The 10,550-nt window shown below is 69.7% G+C and carries 12 protein-coding genes; 3 read left to right on the top strand and 9 right to left on the bottom strand.

The features are described 5' to 3' along the window. The 4 genes from ITJ61_RS10345 to ITJ61_RS10330 all read right to left on the bottom strand — a co-directional run. Nucleotides 1-411, bottom strand: a 411-nt coding sequence (locus ITJ61_RS10345; protein ID WP_194686115.1) for a hypothetical protein, incomplete at its 3' end; no start/stop codon positions are given. 295 nt (nucleotides 412-706) lie between these two features. Further along, nucleotides 707-1,453 (bottom strand): hypothetical protein, encoded by a 747-nt coding sequence (locus ITJ61_RS10340; RefSeq protein WP_194686114.1) that lies wholly within the window; start codon nucleotides 1,451-1,453, stop codon nucleotides 707-709. Further along, a complete protein-coding gene (locus ITJ61_RS10335; RefSeq protein ID WP_181057673.1) occupies nucleotides 1,450-2,094 on the bottom strand; it encodes a helix-turn-helix domain-containing protein in 645 nt (214 codons plus the stop codon). Before ITJ61_RS10335 ends, ITJ61_RS10340 begins: the two co-directional genes overlap by 4 nt. A 59-nt stretch (nucleotides 2,095-2,153) precedes the next feature. Next, nucleotides 2,154-2,651 carry an SRPBCC family protein gene (locus ITJ61_RS10330; protein WP_104240060.1) on the bottom strand — a complete coding sequence of 166 codons (498 nt, stop codon included), beginning with the start codon at nucleotides 2,649-2,651 and terminating at the stop codon, nucleotides 2,154-2,156. Between the two features lie 59 nt (nucleotides 2,652-2,710). Here ITJ61_RS10330 and ITJ61_RS10325 point away from each other — a divergent pair, with 59 nt between their 5' ends. Both ITJ61_RS10325 and ITJ61_RS10320 read left to right on the top strand, forming a co-directional pair. Continuing rightward, nucleotides 2,711-3,469 carry a class I SAM-dependent methyltransferase gene (locus ITJ61_RS10325; RefSeq protein ID WP_194686113.1) on the top strand — a complete coding sequence of 253 codons (759 nt, stop codon included), beginning with the start codon at nucleotides 2,711-2,713 and terminating at the stop codon, nucleotides 3,467-3,469. A gap of 101 nt (nucleotides 3,470-3,570) precedes the next feature. Next, the gene (locus tag ITJ61_RS10320) at nucleotides 3,571-3,852 is read left to right on the top strand and encodes a hypothetical protein (RefSeq protein ID WP_194686112.1); all 282 of its coding nucleotides are present in this window, start codon (nucleotides 3,571-3,573) and stop codon (nucleotides 3,850-3,852) included. A gap of 19 nt (nucleotides 3,853-3,871) precedes the next feature. Here ITJ61_RS10320 and ITJ61_RS10315 read toward each other — a convergent pair whose 3' ends face one another. The 3 genes from ITJ61_RS10315 to ITJ61_RS10305 form a co-directional block, all read right to left on the bottom strand. Continuing rightward, nucleotides 3,872-4,201 (bottom strand): DHCW motif cupin fold protein, encoded by a 330-nt coding sequence (locus ITJ61_RS10315; protein ID WP_104240062.1) that lies wholly within the window; start codon nucleotides 4,199-4,201, stop codon nucleotides 3,872-3,874. A gap of 46 nt (nucleotides 4,202-4,247) precedes the next feature. Continuing rightward, nucleotides 4,248-5,255 (bottom strand): LLM class flavin-dependent oxidoreductase, encoded by a 1,008-nt coding sequence (locus tag ITJ61_RS10310; protein ID WP_194686111.1) that lies wholly within the window; start codon nucleotides 5,253-5,255, stop codon nucleotides 4,248-4,250. Nucleotides 5,256-5,345: 90 nt separating this feature from the next. Beyond that, entirely contained in the window at nucleotides 5,346-5,987 is a 642-nt protein-coding gene (locus tag ITJ61_RS10305) for an SRPBCC domain-containing protein (RefSeq protein ID WP_104240064.1), read from the bottom strand. A gap of 99 nt (nucleotides 5,988-6,086) precedes the next feature. Between ITJ61_RS10305 and ITJ61_RS10300 the strand changes: the two genes are divergently transcribed. Beyond that, a complete protein-coding gene (locus ITJ61_RS10300) occupies nucleotides 6,087-7,730 on the top strand; it encodes a bifunctional 3'-5' exonuclease/DNA polymerase (RefSeq protein ID WP_104298038.1) in 1,644 nt (547 codons plus the stop codon). 16 nt (nucleotides 7,731-7,746) lie between these two features. Here the strand turns inward: ITJ61_RS10300 and ITJ61_RS10295 are convergent, their stop codons facing one another. Together ITJ61_RS10295 and ITJ61_RS10290 are read right to left on the bottom strand one after the other, a co-directional pair. Next, nucleotides 7,747-8,898, bottom strand: coding sequence for an AAA family ATPase (locus ITJ61_RS10295; RefSeq protein WP_194686110.1), 1,152 nt, complete (start codon nucleotides 8,896-8,898; stop codon nucleotides 7,747-7,749). A 125-nt stretch (nucleotides 8,899-9,023) separates the two neighbouring features. After that, on the bottom strand, nucleotides 9,024-10,394 hold the full coding sequence (locus ITJ61_RS10290) for an NAD-dependent succinate-semialdehyde dehydrogenase (RefSeq protein ID WP_194686109.1): 1,371 nt from the start codon (nucleotides 10,392-10,394) through the stop codon (nucleotides 9,024-9,026). Nucleotides 10,395-10,550 lie beyond the last annotated feature (156 nt).

The raw sequence follows: 10,550 nt of genomic DNA, 5'->3' as shown, positions 1-10,550 counted from the left end.
GACCGAGACGACGACGCCCACGGAGACGACGACGCCGACCGAGACGACGACGCCCACGGAGACGACGACGCCGACCGTGACGGTCACGCCGACGGAGACGACGACGCCGACGGAGACGACGACGCCGACCGTGACGGTCACGCCGACGGAGACGACGACGCCGACCGAGACGACGACGCCGACGGAGACGACCACGCCGACCACGACCGTGACGCCGACGGAGACGGCGACGCCGACCGTGACCGTGACGCCGACAGCGTCAGTCACCCCGACGACGACAGCGTCGGTCACCCCGACGACGACAGCGTCGGTCACGCCGACGACGACGGCGTCGGTCACGCCGACGACGACGGCCCCCGCAGTCGTTCCCGTGAAGCCCGGAGCTCCCGGCTCGCCTGACCTGGCGACCACCGGTGCTCAGGATGCGGGTCCCTGGCTCATCGGAGGGCTCGCCGTGCTCATCGCCGGCGGCGTGCTGCTGATCGCCAGCCTGCGTCGACGCAACTCGCACGAGGTCTGAGCCCGCGCGGCTGCGACTGAACTGAACTGAGCAGGCCTCGGCAGGTGCCAAATGCACCGGCCGGGGCCTTCTCGGCGTCCGCCTCCCGTCACCGTGCATTCACCGCACGTTCTTCTGAGGCCGCAGCAAAGTACCGCCTAGGTCAGGCACAATTTCTCCCATCCCCAACCCACCGGCATCCCGCTCTCACTCCAAAACGAATTGATCCAGGACGATCTTGATCGTCTCCGCGTCCACGCCGACGCTGAGATGGAGATGTGGGCGGGCGAGGATCATTGCGAACGCAGCCCGGACCCTGGCAGCCTCGGTCCTGGTGACTTTTTCCCCGACTCGGTCGCCTCGGGTGACGAGTGAGGCGAGGATCGACAGGTCGTTGAGGTGGCGTTCTTCCTTAGTACCCTCGCCGATCAGCATTGCGGACGCCTTCGCGATGATGGCCCCCTGAAGCGTGGGTCGGCGGACGGTGCCAGTGACGCCCGCGACGGCGACCTCAATCACCTCGGAGCGATCCAAAGCGCCTTGGCCACTAGGTGCGGCGATGGTGCGGCCGCCCGTGACTCCGGTGCGATTGTCGGCGCGCTCCCCCAAGAACCGCGGAATGAGGACATCGATCTGCGCCGCACCCTTCACCCAACGATGCTGCACGCCCTTCATGCCTTCAAGGATCGACGGCAACTCACCTGCGGACTCGTAGCCAAGGTCGGTGAGAGTCTCGGTGAAGTCGAAGAGCATGGTCGGCTGGGCACGGACATCGAGGACCACGTCGGCGTCCTGCGTGGGCCGAGGCGGGTCCGCCTCGCGCTCCCAGCAGAGCGAGTGGACCATCTGCCCGCCGACGAGCGCCCAGCCCTTTGGGTGCGCCTTGTAGACCTCGAAGAGCGCGTGCCACGCCTCGGCCTGGGCGGGAGTCATGGCTGGGGCGGTGATGGTCAATCGTCGACCTTTCGGAGGAGTTCGGCGACGCGGGATCGCTCGCGGACGCCGTCATGGTGTGCGAGGTCTACGAGGAGCAGCCCGAGAGGCAGGGGTGACGGCGGTTTCTCGTCGGTGAGGTGCAAGAGAACATTGGGCCTCTCGGATGGCCGGAGCAGGTACTCGCGGCGGATCGCGGCGGCATCATCCTTGGCGACCCGGGCTTCGAGCTGGCCCGCGGCGGCGATCTCGGCGCGCGGATCGCTGAACCCGGACTTGACGATGCGCTCGTCGGCGGCGAGGTCGGCGAGGTCACTGGCAGCCACCTGGAGCTTCAGGGGTGCCTCTTCGCGGATCCAAGCGCCAAGGATGCGGTCCGGATCGGGGCTGTGCATGAGTTCGTTGCGGTAGCGGCGGAGTCGTGCGCGTTCGGATGTCGAGAGCCCCTCAGGGGCATCTCCGGAGAGGATCGCGAGGAGGTTCGCGCGCATCCGGTTGGCCAGCGGGCGAGAGGCTGCGGGGCGGTGTGCGGAGGACTGATCGATGAGCCACTGCCTACCCACCTGGCGGGCCGGGATGGTGCCTTGCTCGATGAGTGCGCGCACGCGGCGAGGGGACACCCCCTCACGTTTGGCAAACTCGGCAACGCTCTCTTCTGGCATGTACACAAGCGTACCGGCAGCGGTAGGGATGTGTATATGGGTGCGGCTGCTGGGCGTTCCTAAGCCGCGGCGGCGACCGCGGCGAGCACGACGGGGTCTTCGCATCCGCGTGCGAATCCGCGGATGCGGCGGTCGATGTCGCGCTGCAGCACGAACTTCCCGATGCGCTCCGCGACCGGGGCGAGCCACTTCGGCTTGCAGGCGAAGTTGTAGCGCCATACCGCGAGTGTGCGGGCCTCACCGTCGCCCTCGGCGTCCGGGGCGGGTGTGAACCGCCAGCCCCCGCCGAGGCGCTCGAAGAACCAGGAGCCCTTCGTCATCTTCATGCCAACATTCGTCGGCGGGGCGTAGGAGACGTACTCGCTGATCATCCGGAAGCCGAGCCGCTGCACGGTGGCGGTGCGCACCCCCTTCGCGGGGAGCGTCGCCCCGTCGAGGAAGTGCTGGCGCCGGATGAACGGGTCCCAGCGCATCCGCACCTCGCCGGTGGTCTGGGATACGGCGAACGCCGTCGCAGGATCGACGTGGACGATGCAGCGGGACTCGACGACGGGCATGCCCCATCGTGACACGCGCGTTCCCGAGAGGCGTCCGCGAGGTTCGACATGATGGGGTGATGGACAGCGCATTCGAGGAACTCATCGCCGAGGCCGAGGCCGCCAGCGTCGATGGCTGGGACTTCTCCTGGCTCGATGGGCGGGCCAGCGAGGAACGGCCCAGCTGGGGCTACGCGCGCCTCCTCGGCGAGCGGATGGGGCGTGCGCAGGCGTCCCTCGACATTCAGACGGGCGGGGGCGAGGTCCTGGCGCTGTCGCCCGTCATGCCGCCGTTGGCTGTCGCGACGGAGTCCTTTCCGCCGAACGTCGCGAAGGCGACTCGGCTGCTGCATCCGAGGGGCGTTGCCGTCGTCGCCGACCCCGACGAGCCGCCGCTGCCGTTCGCAAGCTGCGCCTTCGATCTCGTGACGAGCCGCCACCCGGCGACGGTCTGGTGGGAGGAGATCGCACGCGTGCTGCGCCCCGGCGGCACCTACCTCGCGCAGCACGTCGGCCCCGCCAGCGTCTTCGAGCTCATCGAGTACTTCCTCGGCCCTCAGCCGCAGGCGCGTCTCGAGCGGCGCGCGGACGATGAGGTGAGGGCTGCGGTCGCGGCCGGACTCGACATCGTCGACCTCCGCGAGGAGCGGCTCCGCATCGAGATCAGAGATGTTGGGGCAGTCGTCTACCTGCTGCGGAAGGTCATCTGGTGGGTTCCCGGCTTCAGCGTCGACGCCTACCGGACCCGCCTGCGAGAGCTGCACGAGCTCATCCAGCGCGAGGGGGCGTTCGTCGCGCACTCCACTCGACACCTCATCGAAGCCAAGCGGCCCGACTGAAGATCCCGGCTGCGCCCCTGAACCCCGCTCCCCAGGTTCGCGGAGGATCGCGTGCTTGCCTGAGACGCGAGAACTCCGCAAGCGAACAGGCGGGAGCCCCCATGGAAGACAAGCGACGCCGCGACGCGCGCCCCGGAAGCTCAGGCGCCGGTGACCCCGTTGGGGACCCGGGCAAGCGGAGCGGGCGTGAAGAGAAATCCGGTGCCGAGACGGCTGGCGAGAAGGGCGACCTGCTCGGCGCGGTCGGCAAGCTCGCCAACGTGCTCGCGTTCGGGAAGCTCCCGGACGCGTCAGCCGCCGCCTCGACCGCCGACGGGACGCCGTCGGCGGACACCGACGATGACGGGACCGGCGGCACAGGTGGAGCGCGGCGCGCCCCGTAGCCGCCCCTTGGGCCGACGATCAGTCGATGACGAAGAGCTTGGCGCCGGTCGCCGTGCTGGAGCGGTGCGCTTCCATGCCGGTGCCGACCTGGTAGCTCTGGCCCGCCTCCAGCGTGACGCGGCGGCCGTCGTCGAGCTCGGTCTCGAGGCTCCCCTCGAGCACGAGGAGCACGTGCCCGCGGGAGCACCAGTGATCGGCGAGATAGCCCGGCGAGTACTCGACCTGACGGATGCGCGTGTCACCGATCTGCTGCGTCCGCCAGGTGGCGCCGCCGGTCTCGCCGGAGTGCTGCGTCGGCGCTACTGCCGCCCAGTCGGTGGTCGTGAAGGCATGCCCGATGAGGTCCATCCCCCGACGATAGCTCCCCGGCGAATGCCGGCGAGACCGCCGCGGCTCACACGGAACCGCTGAGCTCCCGGGTGCGCATCGCCTCTGCCGTGATCTCCAGCGAACTGACCCGATCGGCGCTCTCCAGCGAGCCGTGCCCGATGATGAGCTCGTCGGCGCCGGTCGCCTCCGCGAACTCGGTGAGGTAGTCGCGCACCTCCTGCCCGGTTCCCACCGCCGTGTACCGCATCATGTTCGCGATCTGCTGCCCCTGCGGGCTCGCGATGATCTGGTCCATCTGCTCATCGCTGAAATCGGAGTTCGGCCCGCGCAGCAGGATGCTGCGGAGCCGGGAGCGCCGGGAGCGCGTGAACTGCTCCTGCGCATCCGCCGAGTCGAGGGCCGCGACGACGTTGACCCCCACGATGAGGTGGGGCGCTGCGAGCTGCTCGGAGGGCTGGAACTGCTCGCGGTACAGGGCGACGGCCTGGAACAGCTGGTCCGGGGCGAAGTGCGACGCGAACGCGTAGGGCAGGCCGAGCTGCGCGGCGAGCTGCGCGCCGAAGAGGCTCGAGCCGAGGATGTAGAGGGGCACCTCGGTGCCACCGCCCGGCACCGCCTGCACGCCGGGGATGGTCGACTGGCCGCGCAGGAACGCCTGCAGCTCCAGAACATCCTGCGGGAACTCATTGGCGGAGGCCGGGGAACGCCGCAGCGCTCGGAACGTCGCCTGGTCGCTCCCTGGCGCGCGCCCGAGGCCCAGGTCGATGCGGTCCGGGTAGAGCGTCGCGAGGGTGCCGAACTGCTCCGCGATGACCAGCGGGGAGTGGTTCGGGAGCATGACGCCACCCGCGCCCAGCCGGATCGTGGAGGTCTGAGAGGCGATGTGCCCGATGAGCACGCTCGTCGCGCTCGACGCGATCGTCGGCATGTTGTGGTGCTCGGCGTACCAGACACGACGGTAGCCGGAGCGCTCGGCAGCCTGGGCGAGCTCGACGCTCGCCTGGAAGCTCTCCCTGACGGTCTGGCCAGGGGCGATGGGAGCGAGGTCGAGGATTGAGAGAGGAACAGTCACCCTGGATGCAACCGCCGAGAGGCGTCAGGTGTTCCCGGCGGGTCGGAGTCGTCTCATCGGCCGTGCCCGAACTCCCGCACCGCTCTTCGTCTATTCGTCGCCCGTGTAGAAGGCCGCGGTGCGCGTCGCCGATTCGTGGGCGTCGTCGGGGTCGGCGCCCGCGCTCAGATGCGCGATGCACCAGCGGTCAGCCGCGGAGGCGACGAATCGCCTGCCGCCGTCGGAGTCGTTGAAGGCCGACATGGTCGCGTGGACGTCCGCGTCCTCGTCGGCGAGGGCGATGGCCAGGGCGAGGAGAGCTCCGTCCCAGCCGATGCCGGTGGCAGCTGGCCCGTACTGGGCCCAGTGCTCGTTGTCCGCCACGACGTGTCGGAGCGTGAGGCGCGTCCCGTGCCCCGCTGGCTCCAGGGCGAGGCTGACGCGGCTCACGTCGCCGTCGTACTCCCACGTCAGATGCATCAGGGCGTTCGCCTCGCAGCGCTCGATGGTTCCGGAGGTGCCGCTGTCGGTCAGCCGGTACCTGCCGCCCTGCCGGAGCTCGCCTTCGGCGGGCTCGAACCAGCGGGCCAGACCCTCCGGGGTCGTGCACAGGCCCCAGATGTTCTCTGGTGGATTCGCGAAGTCGCGCTCGAGCGTCACCACGTGGCTCGTGCCATCCCGCGCGACGCTGCGCGTGACGTTCTCGAGGCTGTCGGTCGACGCTCCGGCGGGGGACACCGGTTTCGTTTCCATGCGACCAGCGTGCCCGCGGATGTTGTGGAATCGCGCAGACCCGGGGCGACCCGGGTATCGGCGTCCTGGATTGTCGGTGCCCTGCCCCACAATGAACGGATGCACATCCTCGTCACGTCGCTGGCGCGCGGCTTCGCGCTCGAAGACCGGCGAGGCCCCGCCGATGGCGACGAGGCGTCGGCGCCCGTCACTGTTCCCGACGCGATCGCCCTCGCGCAGCTCGTGTCCGAACGTGAGCGGTCTGCGCCGCCGTCCGACCCCATCCGGTGGGTGTGGAACAGCCAGGACATCGTGCCGCGACTTCTCGCCCACGGCGTGCGGGTGGGGCGCTGCCACGATCTGCGCCTTGCCGGGCGCATCCTCATCACGGCCGGCTACCTCGACGCTCGATTCGACGTCGCGGATGCTCGTGGGGGCTCGCACCCCGGCGAGGGCCTCTTCGATCTCGACGCCGAGAACCCGGGAACGCCCGAGGCGACGCGGCGGCTCTTCGACGCCCAGCTCGCCGGGCTGGAGGCGTCGGATCAGGAAGCGGATCGGAAGGGCGCCCTCGCGTTCCTCGTCGGCGTCGAGAGCGCTGGAGCCCTCGTCGCGGCCGAGCTTCGGGCGGCGGGCATGCCGTTCAGCGTCGAACGCCACGAGGGAGTGCTCGTCGAGGCGCTCGGCGCGAGGGGCACGGGTGGCCGACCGGCGAAGCTCGAGGCGGCGGCCTCAGCTGTTCGAGCTGCGCTCGGGGAGGCGACGCTCAACGTCGACTCGCCAAAAGACCTCCTCGCTGCACTGCGCCGGGCGGGGCTCGATGTGGCCAGCACCAGCAAGTGGGAACTCGTCGGCAAATCGCATCCGGTCGTCGACGCGCTGCTGCACTACAAGCGTCTGCATCGGCTCTTCACGGCGAACGGCTGGACGTGGCGCGAGGAGTGGATCCACGGTGGGCGGTTCCGCCCCGACTATGTGCCGGGCGGCGTAGTGACCGGGCGCTGGGCGACGAGCGGCGGCGGAGCGATGCAGCTCCCGAAGGAGATCCGCAGCGCCGTGGTCGCCGACACCGGCTGGAAGCTCGTCGTCGCGGACGCGGCCCAGCTCGAACCGAGGATCCTCGCGGCCATGTCGGGGGATGAGGCCATGGCGCGGGCGGGCGCGCAGCGCGACATGTACGCGGCATTCGTCGACCGCGGCGTGGTGCCTGACCGCGATAGCGCCAAGGTCGCGATGCTCGGGGCCATGTACGGCGCGACGACGGGCCAGAGCGCCGTCCTCCTGCCGGGTCTCGAGCGGGCGTTCCCGCACGCCATGGGGCTTGTCGCCTCGGCGGCGCGTTCCGGTGAGCGGGGGCAGCAGGTGCAGACCTGGCTCGGTCGCACGTCTCCGTGGCCGCCCGCTGAGTTCTCGCCTCGCGACTTCGGCCGCTTCACACGGAACTTCATCGTGCAGGGCACGGCAGCCGAATGGGCGCTCACGTGGATGGCGGGTATCCGGCAGCGCCTCGCCGCCCTCGGCTCGGGAACGGGCGACCCGCGGGGCACCGGCTCGGTCGCGGATGCGCCGCTCGAGCGCACGGCGCACCTCGCCTACTTCCTGCACGACGAGGTGGTCGTGCACTCGCCAGCCGAGCACGCGGAGCGCGCCGCCGCGGAGGTCATCGCGGCCGCCGCAGAGGCAGGGCGCTTCCTGTTCGCCGGCAGCCAGGTCACGTTCCCCGTCGTCGCGCACGTCGTGGACAGCTACGGCGAAGCGAAGTAGGCGCGGCTTCGGTGACTCAGCGCTTCGGCCAGACCCAGAGCGGTCCGTCGAACTGCAGTTTGCCGCGGATGCTCGTCGCCCCCGCCTCCTTCTCGAGCTCGACGACGTTCGCGTCGTCGCGCAAGCCATCGACGAGGGGCTGCGAGTGGGTGACGACGATCACCTGCGTCTGCTCCGAGGCTCGCCGGATGAGGCCCGCAAGCGTTGGCAGGAGGCTGGGGTGGAGGCTCGCCTCCGGCTCGTTCAGGACCAGCAGCTCTGGCATGCGCGGCGAGAGGAGCGCCGTCGCGAGGAGGATCATCCGCAGCGTGCCGTCGGACAGCTCCCGCGCATCTAGTGGCCTCGCAAGGCCCGGCTGCGACATGACGATCTTCGCCATGCCAGACTCGTCTTCCTCGACGCTGACCCGTGACCCCGGGAAAGCAGCATCGATGGCGTCGTGGAGGGCCCCCGCCTGGCCGATTCGCTGCACCGTCGCGAGCGCGGCTGGGAGCCGCGAGCCGTCGTCGGGGAGCACCGGGGTGAACGTGGCGGGGCTCGGCAGCCGAGCGGGAGCCGCCGCGTCGGTGCGGAGGTAGTCGAGGAAGCGCCAACCGCGCGCCGACTCGCGCAGCGCGTACAGCTCGGGTGCTGTTGAGGGGTCGGCGAGTGTCGCGAGCATCGACTCGGCCTCGCGCACGCTCCACTCGGCCTGCACGAGCTTGAAGTCGGCGTCTCTCACGCGCACCGAGTTGGCGCGGCGTTCGACGAGCGTCGTCGAGGGGCGCAGCAGCTCGCTCGCCCAGACGAGCTCGCTCTTGACCACCGGGTCGAAGGGGAAATCGGAGATGATCGGGATGCCGAGGTCGATCGCGAAGTTCTGGACCTGAGTCGGCGAGGGCATGCCGAGGTCGGTCGCGAAGGACACCCCGGAGGTGCGCAGGCCCAGCTTGAGGGTGACGGGCTCGCCGCGGGACCGCTTGCCGGCGTGGATGACCGCCCGGAGACCGCCCTCCATCGCGAGCGACGAGAGGGCCCCCTCGCGGATGATGTCGTGCAGCAGGCGCAGCGCTCGGTAGAGGTTGGACTTGCCGCTGCCGTTCGCCCCCGTGATGACGTTCAAGCGCTCGAGCCCGAGCGTGACGCTCTTGATGGACCGGTAGTTCTCGATGGCGAGGAGTTCAAGCATGCTCACACGCTAGGGGGTACCTCCGACATCGCCGCGGGATGGTGCGGTCGCGCCCTGCACCTGCAGCAAGCGCGGCACCGCCTCCGGAGAGGCAGTGCCGCGCTTGTCCTCTGCGCGCTGGCCGTCTACTTGACCTGGCGGATGAGCTTCTTGTTCACGAACTCCTCGATTCCGAGCGAGCCGAGCTCGCGGCCGAAGCCGGAGCGCTTCACTCCGCCGAAGGGCAGCTCGGGGCTGTCGAGCCCGACGCCGTTGATGTAGACCATGCCGGCTTCGATGGCGTCGGCGACGCGCTGCGCCTGCTCCTGGTCGGTCGTGAAGAGGTACGAGCCCAGACCGAAGGGCGTGGCGTTCGCGAGCTCGATGGCCTCCTCTTCGCTGCCGACCTTGTAGAGGGCGGCGACGGGGCCGAAGAACTCTTCCGTGTAGGCGTCGTTGTCGGGGGTGACGCCGGCGAGCACGGTCGACTCGAAGAAGTTGCCGTCGTGGCCACCGCCCGCGAGGAGCTGCGCGCCCTGAGCGACAGCCCGCTCGACCTGCTCGGCGAGGTTCTTCGTGGCCGGGGCCGACGAGAGCGGGCCGAGCTCCGAGTTGTCCTTCGTCGGGTCGACGGGAGCGACCGAGGTCATCGCGGCCGTGAACTTCTCCGCGAACTCGTCGTAGAGCGAGTCGATGACGATCATGCGCTTCGCGCCGTTGCAGGCCTGCCCGGAGTTATCGAGGCGCGCGGCGACCGCGGCTTCGACGGCCTCGTCGACGCTGTCGGTGCTGAGCAGGATGAACGGGTCGGAGCCGCCGAGCTCGAGGACGACCTTCTTGAGGTTGCGGCCGGCGATCTCGGCGACAGCGGCGCCCGCGCGCTCCGAGCCGGTCAGTGAGACGCCGTGGATGCGGTCGTCGGCGATGATGTCGGCGATCTGCTCGTTGGTGGCGAAGATGTTGACGTAGGCGCCCTCGGGGAACCCGGCGTCGGCGAAGATCTGCTGGAGCGCTGTCGCCGACTCGGGGCACTGGCCGGCGTGCTTCAGCAGGATCGGGTTGCCGAGCACGAGGTTCGGGCCGGCGAAGCGAGCGACCTGGTAGAACGGGAAGTTCCAGGGCATGATGCCGAGGAGGGGACCGAGGGCGGAGCGGCGGATGAGGGCGGTGCCTTCGCCTCCGAGCAGCTCGATCGGGGCGTCCTTCAGGAAGTTCTCCGCGTTGTCGGCGTAGTACTGCAGGATGTCGGCGCTGAAGTCGACCTCCCCGTAGGACTGCTCGATGGGCTTGCCCATCTCCCTCGTGATGATCTCGGCGAGGGCCTCGCGGCGCTCGCGGTGCAGCTCGGCTGCCCGGCTCATGAGGGCGGCGCGCTCTGCGACGGTGCTCGGCTTCGACCAGGTCCGGTAGGCGCCGTCGAGGCTCTGCAGGGCGGTCTCGATGCCCTCGGATGTGACGAGCGGGAATTCCTGTCCCTGCTCGCCGGTGGCTGGGTTCACGACTACGTAGGTGCTCAAACTCACTCCAGACATTGGATGCGTGCGCGCAGCATCGCGCGATTGGGTGAAGCCTAGGAGATGGGGCCTTGGAAACCCAGGGTTCGGGCCGATTTAACTGAATATCGTTTATTTACAGGGTGCCTCTCCGGCGATGCGGCTCTAGGCTCTGGAGCG

Source organism: Pseudoclavibacter sp. VKM Ac-2888 (assembly GCF_015351285.1).
Classification (GTDB): Bacteria; Actinomycetota; Actinomycetes; order Actinomycetales; family Microbacteriaceae; genus Pseudoclavibacter.
Note: the sequence above shows the minus strand (reverse complement) of the source record. Positions and strands in the feature narration are given on the sequence as shown.